At 44.6% G+C, this 19,802-nt stretch carries 17 protein-coding genes; all 17 read left to right on the top strand.

Annotated features, from left to right (window positions below):
* Position 1: 1 nt before the first annotated feature.
* Positions 2-2,017 carry an RNase E specificity factor CsrD gene (gene csrD / locus FIV04_RS01540; protein WP_152468074.1) on the top strand — a complete coding sequence of 672 codons (2,016 nt, stop codon included), beginning with the start codon at positions 2-4 and terminating at the stop codon, positions 2,015-2,017.
* Positions 2,018-2,019: 2 nt separating this feature from the next.
* Complete coding sequence (locus FIV04_RS01545) at positions 2,020-3,453, top strand: MSHA biogenesis protein MshI (RefSeq protein ID WP_152468075.1); 1,434 nt, start codon at positions 2,020-2,022, stop codon at positions 3,451-3,453.
* A 2-nt stretch (positions 3,454-3,455) separates the two neighbouring features.
* Positions 3,456-4,103 carry a type 4a pilus biogenesis protein PilO gene (pilO, locus tag FIV04_RS01550; RefSeq protein ID WP_152468076.1) on the top strand — a complete coding sequence of 216 codons (648 nt, stop codon included), beginning with the start codon at positions 3,456-3,458 and terminating at the stop codon, positions 4,101-4,103.
* On the top strand, positions 4,096-4,431 hold the full coding sequence (locus tag FIV04_RS01555; protein ID WP_152468077.1) for an MSHA biogenesis protein MshK: 336 nt from the start codon (positions 4,096-4,098) through the stop codon (positions 4,429-4,431). The genes pilO and FIV04_RS01555 overlap by 8 nt, the downstream gene beginning before the upstream one ends.
* A gap of 15 nt (positions 4,432-4,446) precedes the next feature.
* A complete protein-coding gene (gene mshL / locus FIV04_RS01560) occupies positions 4,447-6,108 on the top strand; it encodes a pilus (MSHA type) biogenesis protein MshL (RefSeq protein WP_150870752.1) in 1,662 nt (553 codons plus the stop codon).
* Between the two features lie 43 nt (positions 6,109-6,151).
* Entirely contained in the window at positions 6,152-6,997 is an 846-nt protein-coding gene (locus tag FIV04_RS01565) for an ExeA family protein (protein ID WP_152468078.1), read from the top strand.
* The gene (locus FIV04_RS01570; RefSeq protein ID WP_152468079.1) at positions 6,994-8,181 is read left to right on the top strand and encodes a lipopolysaccharide assembly protein LapB; all 1,188 of its coding nucleotides are present in this window, start codon (positions 6,994-6,996) and stop codon (positions 8,179-8,181) included. The genes FIV04_RS01565 and FIV04_RS01570 overlap by 4 nt, the downstream gene beginning before the upstream one ends.
* Entirely contained in the window at positions 8,171-9,895 is a 1,725-nt protein-coding gene (locus FIV04_RS01575; protein ID WP_152468080.1) for a GspE/PulE family protein, read from the top strand. The genes FIV04_RS01570 and FIV04_RS01575 overlap by 11 nt, the downstream gene beginning before the upstream one ends.
* Positions 9,896-9,906: 11 nt before the next feature.
* Positions 9,907-11,130 (top strand): type II secretion system F family protein, encoded by a 1,224-nt coding sequence (locus FIV04_RS01580; RefSeq protein ID WP_152468081.1) that lies wholly within the window; start codon positions 9,907-9,909, stop codon positions 11,128-11,130.
* Between the two features lie 3 nt (positions 11,131-11,133).
* The gene (locus FIV04_RS01585) at positions 11,134-11,586 is read left to right on the top strand and encodes an MSHA biogenesis protein MshF (protein WP_152468082.1); all 453 of its coding nucleotides are present in this window, start codon (positions 11,134-11,136) and stop codon (positions 11,584-11,586) included.
* Positions 11,587-11,668: 82 nt separating this feature from the next.
* Entirely contained in the window at positions 11,669-12,244 is a 576-nt protein-coding gene (locus tag FIV04_RS01590; RefSeq protein ID WP_152468083.1) for a prepilin-type N-terminal cleavage/methylation domain-containing protein, read from the top strand.
* Positions 12,245-12,276: 32 nt separating this feature from the next.
* Entirely contained in the window at positions 12,277-12,744 is a 468-nt protein-coding gene (locus tag FIV04_RS01595) for a type II secretion system protein (protein ID WP_152468084.1), read from the top strand.
* 141 nt (positions 12,745-12,885) lie between these two features.
* Positions 12,886-13,377: a prepilin-type N-terminal cleavage/methylation domain-containing protein gene (locus tag FIV04_RS01600; protein WP_152468085.1), complete on the top strand. Its 492-nt coding sequence runs from the start codon at positions 12,886-12,888 to the stop codon at positions 13,375-13,377.
* On the top strand, positions 13,374-13,943 hold the full coding sequence (locus FIV04_RS01605) for a type II secretion system protein (RefSeq protein ID WP_152468086.1): 570 nt from the start codon (positions 13,374-13,376) through the stop codon (positions 13,941-13,943). Before FIV04_RS01600 ends, FIV04_RS01605 begins: the two co-directional genes overlap by 4 nt.
* Entirely contained in the window at positions 13,943-14,683 is a 741-nt protein-coding gene (locus FIV04_RS01610) for a prepilin-type N-terminal cleavage/methylation domain-containing protein (RefSeq protein WP_152468087.1), read from the top strand. Before FIV04_RS01605 ends, FIV04_RS01610 begins: the two co-directional genes overlap by 1 nt.
* Entirely contained in the window at positions 14,673-15,101 is a 429-nt protein-coding gene (locus FIV04_RS01615) for an MSHA biogenesis protein MshP (RefSeq protein WP_152468088.1), read from the top strand. The genes FIV04_RS01610 and FIV04_RS01615 overlap by 11 nt, the downstream gene beginning before the upstream one ends.
* Positions 15,102-15,103: 2 nt before the next feature.
* Positions 15,104-19,729 carry a DUF6701 domain-containing protein gene (locus tag FIV04_RS01620; RefSeq protein WP_152468089.1) on the top strand — a complete coding sequence of 1,542 codons (4,626 nt, stop codon included), beginning with the start codon at positions 15,104-15,106 and terminating at the stop codon, positions 19,727-19,729.
* Positions 19,730-19,802 lie beyond the last annotated feature (73 nt).

Consider the following 19,802-nt stretch of genomic DNA (forward strand, 5'->3'; position numbering starts at 1 on the left):
CATGAGATATACCCCGACTCTTAAGTTGAGCACCCGCTTGGTTGCATTCGTTACTGTTATTGTTATCAGTGCGATGTTTATTCTATTCATCGGGGGCACACTCTCTTTCAAGCGCATTGGGCAAGAGTATCTCGATCACTATTTGGTCGGGATAGTTGATGTTGTGGATAAAGAAATGGAAGATCCAGACGCTGCTTATTCTATGCAGCGTTGGATGCCTAAAATGTTGCAAGCCAGCAATATCGTCGAGATGAAGCTCTCTAATTCCACCGGTATTGTTTATCGTTTCAAAGATACTTCCCCACAGATCGACCCTAATCGTCTCTATGAGCGCACCTTTATATTAGAGCGAAATACCGGCTACCAAATCGAATTTAAGGCTTTGCCTCCCTATATTGGCTATAACTATTCAATGGAAGCAATGTGGTCGATTACCTTAGCGGTGGCTCTGATCATTTTCTGCTTAGCAAGAGGCGTGCAGTGGCTTAAAGAGCAATTAATGGGCTCTGAAATGCTCGAAGAGCGTGGACGAATGATTCTTGCGGGGCAAGTGGAATCTCACGCTAAGGGAGATGAGCGAGAGTGGCCATATACTGCCAGTGAGGCTCTTGATGTCTTGATTGAAGAACTGCAAGACGCCCGCCAAGAGCGCAGTCGTTTTGATACCTTTATTCGCACACATACCTTCTTAGATAAGCTCACTGGTACGGCTAATCGAGTACTTTTCGATAATAAACTCGAGTCGGCTCTGCATGAGAGCGGTGCGCGCGGTGGTGTGCTGCTTATCCGTATCGAAGAGTGGGAACAAGTTCGAGACAGTAATGACAAGCAGGTAACCGACACCTTTATCGTTGAAGTCGGTGAAGTATTGTCCAATATCGTCCAACGTTACCCTGATGTTATCTTCTCTCGATACTACGATGCGGACTTTGCCGTGTTTATTCCTCATCAAGGTAGTAAAGATATTGCGACACTGGCTGCCCAATGTTTGAGACAACTCGATAAATTGTCACCACCAGAGCCGCTAGATGTGGATAATTGGTGCCACATCGGTGTGACCATGTATGCCGAAGGCGAGCGCCACAGTCAGATTATGGATGAAGCGGAGACGGCACTGAAAAGTGCTCAGTTAGAGCGAAGTAATAACTGGAGTCGTTACCCGAAGCTGAATAAGAATGAGTTGGATCGTGGCAGTGTTCGTTGGCGAACATTATTGGATAAGGCATTGCAGCCGGAAAACTTAGTAATCTTTGCGCAGCAGTGTTACCTTACGTCCAATAAAGGGCAAGCTCATGAATTACATAGAGAAATATTCGCAAGAATTCAAGATCCAGAGAAAGGCTTACTCAAATCTTCTCGATTTATGCCAGCAGTAGAGCAGATTGGGTATCAAGCACAAATGGATCAATCAGTTTTGCGTGTTTTATTGAAGTCGGTAAAAGAATCCTCGAAACTGATGAATTACTCTATTAACCTAAATGTCACTCCTTTTGCGAATAAGCAGCACTTTAAGTGGTTTAGAAGTGAGTTATTGCAGCTTTCAACTCAGCAACGTGCGCATTTAGGGTTTGAATTTTCAGAAGGTCATGTGATCGCTCACCTAGATTACATGAGACCAGTCGCCAAAATGCTGAAAGGGCTCGGATGCAAAGTGACAGTCGGTCAAGCGGGTCGAACGATTGTCAGCACTCACTATATTAAAGATTTGAAAGTCGATTTTATTAAGCTACACAGAAGCTTGGTTAAGAAGATCGATCAAAGGCATGAAAATCAACTGTTTGTACGCAGTTTGATTGGAGCTTGTGGAGACTCTCCAACGCAGGTAATTGCAGTTGGTGTAGAAACGAATTCAGAGAAAAATGCTCTGCTTGAGTTGGGAATCCATGGCTATCAAGGACGATTTTTTGATGAAGAGAGGCAAATTATTCCGGTACCTCAACCGAATAAGCCTAAAGTAAAAACAGAGTCGGTAGTTAAAGTTGGCCGAAGAAATCGATGGCGTAAGAGTAGTAGTTAACCATGAAGTTAAAAGCGATTTTAAATAAGATAAAGCCAGCCCAAAACGGCACCCGAGCTCAAGTGGTGTTATTAAGCAGCGACGCTGTTTATGTTTCAGCAGCGGACAAGAGTGTTATTGCTACGCCAATCATGAATGGTGATTGGGAGAGTGCACTGAAAAAGTCACTGGCAAGTGATGCTTTCAATAGCGCTAGCTTGCAGTTGATCGTGAGCTCTAACTACTACCAGACCTATCAAATTGATAAGCCGGAAATCCCTGAGAGTGAATGGCCGGTTGCATTACCTTTCCTACTCAAAGATCTTGTGTCAGAACGTGTTACTGAGATCACAGCCAGCGCAGTTGCTTTACCAACGTCGAACAAACTTCAAGTTTATGTTCTTGCGAAAAAGCTTCTTGATAAACTACTTAGTGTGGCAAGCCAAGCTCAAGTAACACTCAACGGTGTCGCGCCTGAAGATGAGCTGTGGGGTTACAGCGCGGGCGAATTATCGAACTTCATTTTGTTGCAACGCAGCAAAAATGCTCACTTCAAACTGGGTGCTTTTGTCGATCATACCGTGTGCTTTCAGCGCTCCATTCGTAGCGTAGTACCGCCGTTAACTGGAGTCGCTTCGAGTGCTCTTCAGATGGATGGCCTAGCGCTTGAGCTGCAACGTTCAATTGATTATCTCTCTTCACAGATTAAAGGTGTTCAGTTACGACAGCTAAAAATATGTTGTGATGAAGAGGACGAAGCGGAGCTAAAAGAGGCGTTATCTAATACCCTAAGTTCTAGTGTGTCTTTGATCAGTGAGAATGGGCGCGAAAGTTCCGAATCACTGCTTGTAGAGCTCGCTCAAGTGCACTCTGAATTCAAAGTTAATCTCTATCCTGAGCATTTAAAACCGAAAAAAGAGTACTTTACTCTCACCAACGTCGCAGCATCTTGGGCTTTAGTTTCTGCTGTTATGCTTGCAACTTATGGTTTTATGCACTATCAAACGATTCATATTGATGATGAACTGATTGTTCTTCAGCAAAAGTCTAATCAATTAAACAGTCAGGTGAAGCAGCTTAATGCTGAATTAGCTCAGCATAAGCCTTCTCCAGAGAAAGTGGCCGCCGTTGAGCGTCTCAAACGTGAGATTCAAGCTAAAAAAGACGCCTTACTGGCAGTAGGTCAATACGACGAAAGCCAGCAGATCGGGTATTCTGGCGTCATGAACGCTCTGGCTAAATTGGGGCGCAATGATATCTCGCTTTCTCGCATTTATATGACTCATGATTCTCTCGATCTTTCAGGATTCGCTCGCTCTGCCGAGGTGATTCCTAATTGGGTTGGGCAGTTCAAAAATGAGCTTAATCTCGTGGGGCGCGCGTTTGAAAAACTGAAGATTGGTCGTAATGACCAAGATGTTGTGACGTTTGAATTAAGCACCCGTAGGGAGAAGTAGTAATGCAAAGGTGGGAGCAGTATAGCGATAAATTCCTAGCGCTAAGCTCAAGAGAGAAATGGCTGGTTTTGTTGTGTGGTTTCGTCGGCCTGTTTATGCTCCTATTCAGTGTGTTGGTCGAACCTGCATACAATGATTTACAAGCTAAGCGTGCAAAGAGCATGAGTTTGACCCAGTCAAATCAAAGGCTCGAAGGTGAGTTGCTAGTGCTACAAGCCAAGCTCAATAGAAATCCCGATAAAGAGATCGATGTCGAGTTCAAATCGCTGATGGCTCAGAGTCAAGAGCTTTCGATGGATCTGGCTCAGATGATTGATGGCTTGATCTCGCCGTCACAAATGACAGAGTTGTTAGAGAGTGTTTTGAGTTCAGGCAAAGGTTTGAAACTTGCGTCGTTGGAGTCATTAAAGCCCGAACCCATTTCAAATAAAAAAGGCACCAGTGAATACTCGGGGTACTACGTACATCCGGTTCGCATGGAACTAACGGGTTCGTACTTCGATATCTCTGCTTATCTGCAAGCTCTGGAATCTCTTCCCGTTCGCTATTATTGGCGAACCTTTCAATACAAGGTAGAAGAGTATCCACAAGCTCGTTTGGTATTCGAGGTTTACACATTAGGGACAAGACAGGAGTTCATTGGTGGTTAGAGTTCTTTTACTGTCTCTGCTGTTTTTCAGCTCATCGGTACTGGCCGAACAAGACCCAACTGCGCCGCTAGGGTGGTTGGTTCCTAAAGAGCAGAAAGCAGCACCCGTTAAAAAAGCCCCAACTCGTTATCGCTTACCTTCATTGCAGAGCATAGTTTGTAAGGGTGGAAGCCCATGCTATGCCATCTTAAATGGTCAGGTTGTCTCGCAAGGCGAGGTGGTTCGTGGGTACAAGGTAAAAAAAATAGATTCAGAATACGTCACTCTTCAGAGAAGTACTCAGCAGTGGAAGTTAGAGCTGTTCTCTTTGGATATTAAGAAGAATTAAGGTTTGAGTGAAGACATGCGTAAACTTGTAGTAGCAATTCTAGTTTCATCTTTAGTTGGTTGTTCCATGGGCCACCGTGATCCTGTGGAGATCAAAGAGTCTTTGAATGAATCCATTAATGAAGCCAATAGCCGCGCACTGAGCGAGCTGCCTTCATCGGTTCAAGACGACCTTATGCCGCAGTTTGACGATGACCCGATGTCGCCTAGTATGGAAACGGTTAAGCGTTTTCGTATTCAAGCCAATCGTGTTGATGCTCGAGCTTTCTTCGCGAGCTTAGTAAAAGGTACTGAATTTAGTGCTGCGATTCACCCGAGTGTTACGGGTAACATTACTGTCAATCTGACTGATGTAACCTTGGATGAAGTACTGTCTGTCGTACAAGATCTTTACGGCTACGATATCGAGAAGCGCGGTAAGGTTATCCAAATCTTCCCTGCTGGCCTGCGTACAGTGACTATCCCTGTTGATTACTTGCAGCTTAAGCGAGCAGGTCGCTCATTGACGACGATTACAACGGGTACCATCACAAACTCAGACTCGAATTCATCGAGCTCTTCTAGTTCAAGCTCTAGCTCAAACAGCTCTTCTACGTCTTCAAACTCTTCGTCATCGACAGGTGGTACTGAGATTGAAACGACTTCAGAGAGCGATTTCTGGCCTCAATTAGAAGCGGCGGTGACCCACTTAATCGGCAGCGGTAATGGCCAAAGCGTTGTCGTGACACCTCAAGCAAGTGTGATTACGGTACGAGCTTACCCAGACGAGATTCGCGAAGTGCGTCAGTTCTTGGGTATTTCTCAGGAGCGCTTGCAACGCCAAGTTATCTTGGAAGCTAAGATCTTAGAAGTGACATTGAGTGACGGTTACCAACAAGGTATCAACTGGACCAAGATGTTCTCATCAAATGGCACGAATTACACCATTGGTACTGGCAACATTGTTAAAGACACTGCGGGTGCTATCACTCCTGTGACGCTACCGGGGCTTGATCCTGTTGGTGCACTGTTAGGTGGTCAATCAAATATTGTTGTCTCTGGTGGCAGCTTTGAAGCGGTGTTGAGCTTTATGGGTACTCAAGGTGACCTGAACGTACTTTCTAGCCCACGAGTGACGGCATCCAATAACCAAAAAGCAGTGATCAAAGTCGGTACAGATGAGTACTACGTGACGGATCTCTCGAGCGCTGTAGGCAGCGGCGATAATGCTAACGTTGCACCAGAAGTCGAGCTAACCCCATTCTTCTCTGGCATTTCTCTCGATGTTACGCCTCAGATTGATGACAAAGGCAATGTGTTCCTTCACGTTCACCCTGCGGTTATTGATGTGAGTGAGGAGACTAAATCTCTTAACCTTGGTTCAACGACGGGTACGGTAGAACTGCCATTGGCAAGAAGCTCTATCCGTGAGTCAGACTCAGTGATTCGTGCGCGCAATGGTGATGTTGTTGTTATCGGCGGTTTGATGAAATCTAACGTGAGTGATGTAACCTCTAAGGTTCCTTTCTTTGGTGATATCCCTGCACTTGGTCATCTGTTCCGTAATACCAGCCAGCTGACGCAAAAGACCGAGCTGGTGATCTTGTTGAAACCAACGATTGTTGGTGTGAACACTTGGCAGAGTGAGCTTGAGCGTTCGCGTGATCTGCTGCAGCAATGGTTCCCTGATGAAGAGTAATCCGCAGTTTTGCGCGATGGCGGCATCACAGAGGTGAGCAGTTATGTATCAAGCTCACTTTGGTTTTGAACAGTCGCCATTCTCTCTAACGCCAAATACGGATCTTTTTTATGGCTTAGCACCGCATTTTGAAGCGATTCAGACGGTGCTCTCGGCACTCGATATGGGTGAAGGGGTCATTAAGATCACTGGTGAAGTTGGGACAGGTAAAACAATGGTTTGTCGTATGTTGATAAACCATTTAGGTGACAATACGGCATTAATCTATCTGCCTAATCCAGTGTTGTCCGGAGATGATTTGAGATACGCCGTCGCTAAAGAGCTTGGTCTCAATATCCCAAATAAAGCCATGCTGGTGGACGAGATCCAGCATAGGTTGATTGAACTGAACCGCTCTGGGAAAAGAGTGGTGGCGATTTTGGATGAAGCTCAGGCGTTATCGGATGAAGCGCTAGAAACACTACGACTATTCGGTAACTTAGAGACGGAATCGACCAAGTTGCTGCAGATTGTATTGTTAGGTCAGCCCGAGCTCGAAACTCGTCTAAACGCACATCATCTAAGACAGTTTCGTCAGCGTATCTCCTTTAGCTCTTGTTTGCGAACACTGAACCTCGATGAGACGGTGGCCTACATCGACAATCGAATCAGTAAGTCTGGTGGTTCATCGAGCATATTTAGCTTGAACCATAAGAAAGCGGTTTGGCGTTCGAGCAGAGGTGTACCAAGGCTTATCAATCAACTCTGTCATAAAGCGCTGTTGATGGCCTTTAGCGAGCATAAGCAGACCGTAGAAAACCAGCACCTGTTTTCAGCGATGCACGAAACCTACGATGTATCGAAACCTAAGTTTAAAAAGCCAATTTTGTGGGGTTGGAGTGAATCATGAGTACCATAAATAACGCCTTATCAGAATTGGCTAAGAAAGAATCCAAGGCAGCGATTGAAGCTGCTGAAGTGCCAAAGATAAAAACACGTTCACCATGGGTTTGGGTGACTGCTGGATTCTCATTGAGTTTAGCGATGGGCGGATGGGCAGTGTCTCAAGGACCAAGTGTTGAGTCGGAATCTCTTGCGCTAGCTAGTTCGGTGAATGATGAAGTAACCTCAAATGAAGTTGTTTCAGCACCGGTACTAGCAGAGTCCCCGACGAAAAAAATGGTGCTAACGGAATCACAACCTGTGCCTAAAAAAGCATTGGTTAAAGCGGACGTATCAACTTCAAGCACCAAACCAGCGACGACATCGGTTGTAGCATCATCAGAGCCTGTAAAAGCTAGCCAAGACAAAATCGGTGTTGCGAAGACTGTTGATGTGCCAGTGGCTAAAACGATAAAGAAACCTGTGTTGTTGGCAAGCACAAAAACAACCAGCACTCAGGCGAATGAGTCAGTAACTCACACGAAAGCTATTGCACCTGAAGCAACTTCAACTTCGGAAGACACAGCGAGTGGGATTGTCGTTGAGCAAGTCGAGCTTACTCCGGAGCAATTGGCCGCCAATGCTGTTGGCCGAGCTAAGAAGGCGCTGGATGCCAACAATCTAAATGGTGCATTGCAAGGCTTTACTGAAGCGCTGCGCTACACACCTCGTGATGAAGAAGTTAGACAGAAACTTGCGATCCTCTATTTTGGTAAAGGTGATACGCGAAGAGCCTATGAGCTTTTGCAAGCGGGCATTCGCTTGAATAACGATAGTGAAGCACTGCGACTAGGCTTATCAAAACTGTTAGTCAAAGCGGATCAAGCGGAGGCGGCACTTAGCCCGTTGTTGCATTTACCTAACAATGCATCGAAAGAATACCTGGCGATGCGCGCAGCCCTAAGCCAAAAAGCTCAGCAAGAAACAATCGCGCTAGAGAGCTATCAAAAATTGACCGAAATAGAGCAAGACAACGCACGCTGGTGGTTAGGTTTAGCCATTCAACAAGAGCGCCAACTGATGTTTGAACAGGCAAAAGAGTCTTATCAAAATGCACTAGTTCGTGTCGGTATCTCATCACAATCTCAAAGTTTTATCCGCGATAGGCTAAAAGTAATCTCAGACCTAGAGGGCGCCAAGAATGCAAATTAGATTAAGAAAAAGACTCGGTGACCTATTAGTTGAAGAGGGGATTATTACTGAGGCACAAGTTGAACAAGCGCTTGCGGCTCAAAAAAGCTCAGGTCGAAAGTTGGGTGATGCGCTTATTGAGCTCGGATTTTTGTCTGAACAACAGATGCTGAGCTTCTTGTCGCAACAGCTTGATATTCCTCTTATCGATTTAAGCCGTGCTGCGGTCGATGTTGAAGCGGTACAACTGCTTCCAGAAGTGCATGCTCGACGTCTTCGTGCGTTGGTTATTGGCAGGCAGGGTGATACGCTGCGTGTTGCAATGAGTGATCCAGCGGATCTGTTTGCTCAAGAGGCACTGCTTGGCCAGTTAGGTGATTACGCACTGGAATTCGTAGTCGCCCCTGAGCGTCAATTGGTTGATGGTTTTGATCGTTACTACCGTCGTACCAAAGAGATCGCATCTTTTGCTGAGCAACTGCATGCCGAGCACCAAATTAATGAAGCTTTCGACTTTGATATTGCAGAAGAAGACAGCGATGAAGTCACGGTTGTTAAGCTGATTAACTCGCTCTTTGAAGATGCTATTCAAGTAGGTGCTTCTGATATCCATATTGAGCCGGACGCCAATGTTCTGCGCTTGCGTCAGCGTATTGATGGGGTGCTGCATGAGACACTGCTTAACGAAGTGAATATCGCTTCTGCTTTAGTTTTGCGTTTGAAGTTGATGGCGAACTTGGATATCTCCGAGAAGCGTCTTCCACAAGATGGCCGCTTCAACATTCGTGCTAAAGGTCAATCGGTGGATATTCGTATGTCGACCATGCCAGTACAACACGGCGAGTCGGTGGTTATGCGTCTGCTTAACCAATCGGCAGGCCTGCGTAAACTTGAGTCTTCGGGTATTCCTGCGGATCTCTTGGTTCGCCTGCGTAAGCAGCTACGTCGACCGCACGGCATGATCTTGGTAACGGGCCCAACAGGTTCTGGTAAAACAACGACTCTTTATGGTGCGCTGAGTGAGCTCAATGAGCCGGGTAAGAAGATCATCACTGCAGAAGATCCGGTGGAATATCGTCTACCGCGTATTAACCAAGTTCAGGTTAACCCTAAAATCGACCTCGACTTCTCTACTATTCTGAGAACCTTCCTGCGTCAGGATCCCGACATCATCCTAATTGGTGAGATGCGTGACCATGAAACGGTTGAGATTGGTCTGCGTGCAGCATTAACTGGTCACTTGGTATTAAGTACCCTTCACACCAATGATGCTGTTGATAGTGCTCTGCGTATGATGGATATGGGCGCTCCGGGTTACTTGGTGGCTAGTGCAGTACGTGCGGTAGTTGCTCAGCGACTGGTTCGTAAGGTGTGCAGCGACTGTAAGGTTGAGGATGAGTTGGATGATGCGCGCAAACAGTGGCTCAGTGAGCGATTCCCGAATCAAGTTTCTGCATCATTTGTCAAAGGTCGCGGTTGTCAGAACTGTAACCTAACAGGTTATCGTGGCCGAATTGGTGTTTTTGAAATGTTAGAGCTTGAGCAAAATATGATGGATGCTCTACGAGCCAATGATGCAGTGGGCTTTGCTCAAACAGCAAGACGCTCTGAAAACTATAAACCACTGCTCGCATCGGCGATGGAACTGGCGTTGCAAGGGGTAGTGAGTCTAGATGAAATCATGCACCTTGGTGAAGGTGATGCTTCTGGCTCGACAGACCCAATCTTGTTGTAGAGGTGTAGAGTATGCCAACTTATCGTTATGTTGGCCGCGGTTCTGACGGACGTCAGGTCTCCGGGCAATTAGAAGCAAATAGCGAAGAGCTTGCTGCTGAAAGTTTGATGGGTAAAGGAATCATTCCAACCTCGATTAAACTCGGAAAAAGTGGCGAGTCTGTATTGGAGATGGATGTCTCTAGTCTGTTCTCACCAAACGTTCCCTTAGAAGTTTTGGTGCTTTTCTGTCGTCAACTATATAGCTTGACCAAAGCTGGTGTTCCTTTGTTGCGCTCTATGAAGGGCCTCACACAGAACTGTGAGAATAAGCAACTCAAAGCCGCTCTTGAAGAGGTAAGTACCGAACTCACTAACGGTCGCGGTCTTTCCGCATCGATGCAGATGCACCCTAAAGTGTTCAGCCCGTTGTTTGTGTCAATGATTGGGGTTGGTGAAAACACGGGCCGATTGGATCAGGCCTTACTTCAACTCGCTGGCTATTATGAACAAGAAGTTGAGACTCGTAAGCGAATCAAAACGGCGATGCGTTATCCGACGTTCGTGATCAGCTTTATCTTGGTCGCGATGTTTGTATTGAATATCAAGGTTATCCCTCAGTTCACAACCATGTTCGCCCGCTTCGGTGTTGATCTGCCGCTGCCCACTCGCATCTTGATTGGTATGTCGGACTTCTTCGTCAACTACTGGATGTTTATGGTTGGCGTAATTGTCGGTTTGATTTTCGCGTTTAAGGCTTGGGTGAAAACTGATAAAGGCTTGGAGACATGGGATCGATTCCGTCTCAAGATGCCAGTGATCGGTGGTGTGGTTAATCGAGCTCTGTTATCACGCTTTTCACGAACCTTTGCTCTGATGCTTAAAGCGGGTGTGCCATTGAACCAATCTCTGGCTCTGTCAGCAGAAGCTTTGGATAACCGATTCTTAGAGTTGCGTGTCCAAGAAATGAAATCGGCGATTGAAGCGGGTAGTACCGTCTCTTCAACAGCGATTAACAGCGAAATTTTCACACCACTGGTGATACAAATGATCTCGGTGGGTGAAGAGACAGGTCGTATTGATGAGCTGCTCCTAGAAGTGTCAGACTTTTATGACCGAGAAGTGGATTACGATTTGAAGACCCTGACTGCGCGTATCGAACCTATCTTATTGGTGATTGTTGCAGGGATGGTGCTGATACTGGCTCTGGGTATTTTCTTGCCGATGTGGGGCATGCTCGATGCAATCAAAGGTTAGTGAATGATAAATAACCTACGACGCTCACGTTTTGTCATTTGGAGTGTGGTTATTCTGTCTATTATTACTGGGTTGTTGACCGCGTGGCGCTCGGTAGAAACTGAGGCGACGAACACCGCTTTGATAGTGGCGAGCAAGCGTATATTAGACCGTGCCAACCTATACAAGCAGCAGTATCTTCTGAATGGTCATCGGCAAATGAACGACTCAGGAGAACCACTCAGTTATAGCCGAACAGGTTGGTTGTTACCTATTGATCAGAGCGATGTAAGCTGTGATTATTGGTTAGAACAGTTATATCCTGATGGACGAGTTTTAGGTTTAGATAGTCCTAAAATTGAGAACCTGAGCGATCAATTTGAGTACCACTGTCGCTACCAATATACCGAAAAACACCAAATAGAGATTTTACTCAAAGGTGAACGTTTTCGCGTCATGGCCAATATTTTGGCTTAGTAAAAATATTGACAGTTTTCCTATGGTTTTATGGGCGTGCATATGTATAATGCGCATTGGTAATTAGATGAGAAGGTAGAAAATGCTTAAAAATCAAAAGGGTTTCTCCCTTGTCGAATTAGTTATCGTGATTGTGGTAGTCGGTTTATTGGCTGTGGCAGCACTACCTAAATTTCTAGATGTGACTGACGAAGCGAAAAAATCGAGCATTGAAGGTGTCGCTGGTGGCTTTGCAACAGCTGTTTTGTCGGCTCGCGCGCAATGGGAAGCTGAAGCTCGTCCAACAACGATAATTGGGGTTGAAACATACAATACTGTAAATTATGATGGTGTTGATTTTTGGTTAACAAGATCGAAGAACAGTAACAATGTAGATACTGATTTTCGAGATGGTTACCCTTGGGCAATCAATGAAGATTCAACTTCATTTCCACAAAGCCTAACTAACGAAATTTGTTCTGAGCTGATGGATAATCTACTGCAAAACCCACCAAAAGTAGGGGATGTAGATGTAGTGGCTAATGACAGCAACTACAAGTACTCAGCGGAAGCGAATACAAGCGATGCGACCTGTACTTACGTTCAACTAGAAGGTAATACTGGACATCAGTTTGTTTATGAAGTCAAAACTGGTCGTGTGACCGTAACGTTGCAGTAACACTGCATTATAAACATAGAGAGAGCTAAACTATGAAAAAACAAGGCGGTTTCACCCTAATCGAATTAGTGGTAGTGATTGTTATCCTAGGTATTCTTGCTGTAACTGCAGCACCACGTTTCCTAAACCTGCAAGATGATGCGAAGAACGCGACTCTTGAAGGCCTAGCAGGCGCTATCCAAGGTGCATCTGGCATTATTTATGGCAAAGCAGCAATTGCTGGTATTGAATCTACATCTGGTGCTGTAAGTACTGGTGTCGGTACGCAAAGCATCAACACTGTATTTGGTTACCCAGAAGCATCGTCTACAGCGATTTCTGCTATTGTCCAAGGTGTTGGTACTGGTGAAGATTTCGTATTCATTAAAACAAGTGGTGCAAACTCAGCTCTATTTGGTATTGATGGCTACACTAGCAACTGTGTTGTATATACTGAAGCAACTGCAGCTAACGTTGAAGCTACTGCAAACATGGTAGAAGACGCAAACTGTGCGCCATAAATTTATAGTTTGATTAAAGGCCAGCTATAGCTGGCCTTTTTTCTATCTACTACACATTACTGTTAAAACAATTGGTAGTAATACCGTCCTATATTTCAATATCTTGTATACTCGAAGTCACACCGTAGTGAGAGGTTTGTGATGAAGAAAAGTCTCCCAAGTAATGGCTTTACCCTTGTAGAGCTGATTATTGTCATCATCATACTCGGCATCATTTCTACTTTTGCTGCGAGCCGTTTCGTCGGTACTTCAAGTTTTTCTACCTTTTCTGCGCAAGAGCAGGCCATCTCGGTCATCCGCCAAATCCAAGTTAATCGCATGCAGTCAAATGTGTCAGCTGCTAACGACAGCTTCCGATTGGCCATCAATACTGACTGCTTAGGCTCTGTCACGGCTTGTAATCTTAACCTCGCTAACTCGACTCAAAGACAACAAGCAGAAGCGCGCAGCGACCATGTTCGTGAAGACGGGATCACCTTTACTCCAGCTAATACTGTCGTTGATTTTGATTTGTTAGGTAACCCGTCTATCAGTTCAGGAGTCAACATTACCATTAATTCCACGACCTCGAGTAATAGTGCTCATGTCTGCATTAACTCACAAGGTTATGTGAGTGAAGGAGCCTGCCTATGATACGCGCACGAGGCTTTACTCTTATAGAAAGTATCGTAGTGATTGTCGTTCTGGGTATAGCTATGGTGACCATAACTAGCTTTCTTGTCCCGCAAGTCGCAAGCTCAGCTGACCCACAATATCAAAACCGATCCGTGGCACTAGGGCAGAGCCTGATGAACCAAATTTTAGCTAGAGGTTTTGATGAACACAGTGATTTTGACGGTGGCTCAATACGCTGTGGCGATGCAGACGCTACGCCGTGCACAGACCCAGGCGATTTAGGTGTTGATGGTACAGAATCCATGCCAGCCTCTTTCAACGATATTGATGACTATATTGGGTGTTGGTATACGGCCTCAACTCAATCAGCTTGTCAGTCCACGCCAATGTATGAGTTGGCCAACATCCTCGATGAGAGTATTGCAGGAAGCTACGCGAATTTCCGTGTTGAAATCTCTGTGTTTTACGATCAAAACATGGATGGCGTTAACGATAACGCCATCGGTACTCTTAAGCGAGTAGAGCTCAATATATTCGGCGGTAACAACCAATATACTTTGGCTGCGTATAAGGGGAACTACTGATGAAAAATCGTGGTTTTACCCTGATTGAGATGATTGTGACCATCGTAGTGGTGGGGGTGATTGGATTAGCCATCGCAGGTTTTGTTGAATACGGAATGAAAGGCTATGCTGAGACCATTGACCGCCAAAAAGTCCAAGTAAAAGGACAGTTTGTGGTTGAGAAAATGTCTCGCGAGATCAGTCACGCAGTGCCCAACAGTTTTGATACAAGTATTACACCTGCCTCGGCGTTTGCTCAGAAGTGTTTGACGTTTTACGCCATCAAGTATTCTGGCTTTTATCATTACGATGAGAACAGCAACAACCTAGATTTCATTATCGGGCAAGATACTCCAATCCTCGATAACGATGATTATTTAATCATAAACCCAACTACTTATGCTGACTTGGGCGCAGGTTCGACAAAACGAATTCTAGTGTCAGGGCTGGTATCTACAAATAATGTATTTACTGCGACTTCGGTTAATTTGAGTAGTCAATCGGTCGCGCTACGCCACTACATATATGACAGCAGTGATTCTGTTAGTTACTGCCTAGTGAATAACACGATAGAAAATCAGGGCGTGATCGAACGCAATGGTGTAAGAGTCGCAGACAGTATTAATTACTCAGAAAGTAGTTTTCGATATGAAGAGCCGAGTTTGCAGCGAGGCGGGGTTATCCATATAGATCTAGTCCTCGAGCAAAATAATGAGACAAGTGTTTACCAACAAGATGTGCAGGTACTCAATGCGCCATAGAAAATCGAATCAACAGGGCAGTGTTCTAGTGATCGCCGTATTTGTGATTGCGGTGATGGGCTTTCTTGCTACATCACTCGTTCAAGTTCAATGGAGCAACCACGACACTTTGACTCGTAAGCAGCTCGGTACACAAGCATGGTTGTTGGCACACTCTGCCAATGAGTGGGCTTTGACTCAAGTGTACCCACTCACCGTTTCTCCTGCAGTTTCGTCAAGTGTAAGAACGGTTTGTACCAATTTAAATGCCAATCAAGTTAGCCACGGAATGTCGACGATCTGCAGTGTAGATTCACTTACCTGTGATGAGATTGGGGTACTAGATGGTGTCGGATTTTTCAAAATTGAATCAACAACAACCTGTGGCTCTGGTATTAATCAAGTACAACGTATTCAAGAAGTTTGGGTGAGGGAATAATAATGAATAGCTCAATGAACATGCTTCGTTTTCTTCAATCAGTCTTATTACTGGGTTTTGTACTTTCTGCTCCCTCTGCGTTGGCTGGAACAAAATATGAATTTCCGAACGATACCGGTTTTTGTGAGGGAGATTGGAACTCACGCCTAAACTTTTGCGATGGAAAAATTTATTTAGCTGAAGGTGATAGTCTTGTAAATACCACTGGTTCTGCGGTTACCATCAGTTCGAACAGCGATATTCAAATTGAAGACAGTACTATCGGTAGTGCTAGTGCGCCAATAAACTTCATTACTAGTAAAGGGATAACAACGGATAAAGGTCAAACTGTTATTCATGGTAATTTAGCAGCGGATGAGGACATTGTTCTAAAAGGTGCTGTTATCTGTGATGGAATGGTGACCTCTGATGATAATGTTAAGTTAGAACCTGACTTTGGGGGGAATTACATATTTTCCTCGAATAGAGCTGTTGTGGCTGATGATGAAGCTATTATTAAAGGCTCTGCGGTATGTGGCCGAATTGCCGCGGATGATAAAGAGTTCGAAAATACTGAACGATATTGCGCCCTAGGTGACGATAATTGTCGTTACGCCCTTAAAAACTGCCCTCAATCTTCTTATGCCAATTTATGCGCTACTGACGTAACTCCTGAGCCTTTGGAAGATGTCCACTATGAATTCGGTTCCATTGAAGGAATGGACTGTACTCATGGCTGCAACCTTCTATTTCAAAAGTCTTATGAAAATCCAATTGTCTTTTTGATGTCGACTATTGACCCAGATGATATTGTTAATAGTGTTCCGACAAAAGCGAGTGTTGCAACGATTTGGGATTCCAAGAAAGGTGCGACTATTGAAAGTGAATCGATGCCGGGTACTTCAAAATCAGACCGAATGTCTCCCATCTACTACTTTGTCACCGAGCCCGGAAAGTTAAAGTTCTATGACTCTAGTGGTAGTGCTGTTTACGGCGAAGCTGGTGTCAAAACAACAGACCTAGCCCAGTGTACGAGTGGGTGTGATAGAGCGGATGATTGGGAAGATATTGACTATCAACTGGGAAACATCACCGCACCAGTTATCATGGCTCAAGTTCAAGGAAAAGACTCTAAGTGGGCAACTACTGCAATTCAAAGTGTTAGTTCAACAGGCTTTGATTTATCTCTTGAGCGCGGACGTCAAGGTCCTTTAGGCTCTGGCACTAAAGATATTGCTTACCTCGTTGTACCTGAATTTCACGGTAAAGACGAAGGTTTACAGTCTAATATTGAGTTTTATCAAGGCTCTAGAGATTATGCTCAATCAAAAGAGCTAAAAGTAACCAAGTCTATTGGTTGGTCGTGCGAAAATAATAAAGTGAATTTACACCAAAACTTTTCGAAGTTCGGTGTGATTGTTAATAAGCAAAGCCGTGTAGGTAGTCACGGAGGATGGCTTCGTTACTGTAAGCAATTTGAAGAAGGTGGAAAGCCAACTTTCACCTTTGCCTTTGACGAAGATATAGAGTCTCTCAGCAACCGTAAACACGGCAGAGCAGAGTCAATTGGCTACTTTGCTTTTGAGATCCCAGAAACAGAGTTACCTACTAATGTTTGTAACTTGTTCCCGGAACCAATCCAGAGCTGGTCTGGTGTGAATAGCGAGCTAACAGTTTCCAACGGATCTGTTCGTTTTGTAGGTTGGTCTGATGATTATGTTAATCGCTATCTAAAAGATAAGGGAGGCGACTACGCTTTCTATGACAGTTCGGCTTCTTTACGACATGCGATGCAAGAATATTTACTTCTTGGGTTTGATCATGCCAACTATGACACACTAGATAAACTATATAACTATCCTATTTGTGACGATTTATATGGCTGTGATGTGGGAAATAACGATTCGTTGAATAGCTTGCGAAAAGTTGATGGGACCAATATTACTCCCGTTCCGTCTCAATCCCCTAGCGGCTCGCTAGTGTTAAATGCTGGAAATGATAATATTGCTTTGTCTTGTGGCAGCGGTTCGACTTTATGTTCGTATCAAGAAAGTGGACAAAATGTCGAAGTAACTATTGAGAAAAGTTTAGATAGCCTAACGATAAATAAATGGGGCAATGACTATAAAATTGTTCGGGTTAAACTAAAAAATGGAATCTATATATCTAATCTAAATGTTTCTGTTGGAACGGACGTAGAACTTGTTGTTCCCAAACAAGCTCATGTTACGTTTAATAAGTTTACTTATAGCTCTGGTGATATTGACTTTATTTTCGAGTCAGGTAGCCAAATTAACATTGTTGACGAAATGCGCTTTTCCAATAAAGTCGAGATATCATCTGAAGGAGCATACCCAATAGTCTATGCTCCTAATGCTAGTGTGATATTTTCTGGCGCTCAATCGGTATTCAAAGGTTTTATTGTTGCTGATTACCTCGAACTTAATCAGTCTTCGATTGAGGGGGCTGTAACGGTTCGAACTACCAAATTTAATTCTAACGTTAAAATCAATAAACCTGACTACAGCTGTCAGTTACCCCCAATCCCTCAGGGAGAGTTAGTTGTTACGCCTATTCAATCGCATGTTCTGACTTGTGAAGCCGCTGCTGTTGAATTTCGAGTGAAAGAGAAAGATAGCGACGCTACTGTGACTAGTGAGAATGGTGATTTTATCGCTAAAGCAATGCCAAACGCTAATGCTCGTTGGTGCGAAGAGTATGACAAAAATACGGGGAGCTTTTCGCAGTGTAGTAACTATGGTTCTTCTCTAACAGCATCGCTAGATGAGGGAAAAAAGACGCTTTATCTCTCGTCAAATCAGCTAAATAAATCTGGTTACGAAGTTAGCGGTGAGTGGAATGGAGAAGAGTTTATGGGGAGCTCTAAGGTTTCATTTGTGCCTTATAAGTTTGATGTTGACCCTCAACAAGTTGTAGCCGGTAAAGCTCAAAGTGTTATCGCCAAAGTTATGTCGTGCGATATAGAAAACTCACCTGTGTCACAAGGCTACATCGGTGAGCCAGATATTCAACTAGATATCGAATCCCCTTCAGATGGTAAAGGCGATATTAGTTTGTTGACCTATGAGCCTGAATTTATTGCGTCTGAGAATGGTGAGACTCAAGATCTTTTAACGATCGTAGAGTCGGGACAGTTTCGAGTAACTCTTAGTGACAGTTCTTTCGAATGTAGTGAGTTAGCTGGATGTCCTGAGAGTGGTATTGATTCACTCTCAGGCAGTTTTATTGTTAAGTCTCGACCTTGGAAGTTTGCTGTATGTACTGATAGTGACTCTAGTGGAACGAGTAGCGCTGGAGGCGGGTTTGCAGCAGCCGGAGAAGAGTTCGATGTCTACGCTAAGCCGATTCGTTATACGGACGATGCAACTATTTGTAACGACACTTTGGTGACAGAAAACTATCTGAAATCCGATGCGAGTGTAGCCATTACACATACTTTAGACACACCGGTAGATGATGGCTCTGTTCTTGGTAGCCTTAACCCTAATAGTGAACTTACAAAAAACGCGAACAGTATCGCTGCAGCCAACAAAGGTTACAAATTTGAGAATCTTAAGTACTCAGAAGTCGGTAGCTTCAATTTCATAGCAACGGAAACGGGTAGCTTCTATAGCGGTATCTTGGGTGGTTTCTCAGGTAGCAAAGCAATTGGCCGCTTCTATCCTAAGTACTTTGTGCAAGATACCAATGAATGGATCGTTGCAGACCAAAACAACGTCGCATACTTAAGTCAGACTTATGACTCCGCGATACATAGAGTTTATCCTATGGCAGCGGGCCAAAGTGATACCGCTAAGGCGCTTAATAACTATCGCTTCTTTAGTTCTACACTCCAAGCTAAGTTTGGTGTTTTGGATGACAGCAACGTAGATAATGACTTCCTGTTAGATACAACGTCAGGAGCGTGGGATACGAGTCGGGTGAATTGGTTACTGGACGATGACAATGCTATGTTGAAGCGTCACATGACTGACAATGTAAGCCGTAAAGACCGTCCGTTTAATACATCAGGTGGAAACGCCACTGTAACCAATTTTGGTTTGACGGTAACTGGCACTGATCCGGTGTCATTCACTGATACAGATCCAGTAACAAATTCTGCTGCTTTCCCTGTTCAGCCTCCTGCTCGTTATGGCCGAATGGCTCTCGATGATATTGGCGGCAACTCTGGAGCGACTTTAACTATTCCACTTCGAGCAGAGTTCTGGAACGGTAGTGATTTCGAGGTTAATACCGATGACGATAAGAGTACCTTCAATGGTGCAAATTATTGTAAGCAGGTTATCTGGCATAGTGAGAGTAAGACAACAACCAACGCTTCATTCAATGGTAACGGCACGGTCTCAGATGGTGAAGACGATATCAACGCCAGTCAAAACACAGCGGTTGGTGTGGACTCACCGCGTGAACAAGCTCGTTTGTGGTTGAGAATGGATGGTAGTAGTCCATCGAAGAAGTTGGGTGAAAATGACATTTCATGTCTAGGTAGTAGTGAAGGTCAGCCTTGGTTGCGCTACAACTGGCGACAACTTGGTGATGAAGATCCTTCCACTGTCGTCACATTCGGTATCTACCGCGGTAACGATCGCGTGATCTACCGAGGAGAAAGTGGTCTAACAGGTCAGTGATAATATAATTTTCACGCGCTAAGTTAGGAATCTGTAAGAAAATGCGGGTTTCAGCCCATGTTTATACTTCAAT

The organism is Vibrio sp. THAF190c (genome assembly GCF_009363355.1).
Lineage (GTDB): Bacteria > Pseudomonadota > Gammaproteobacteria > Enterobacterales > Vibrionaceae > Vibrio > Vibrio fortis_A.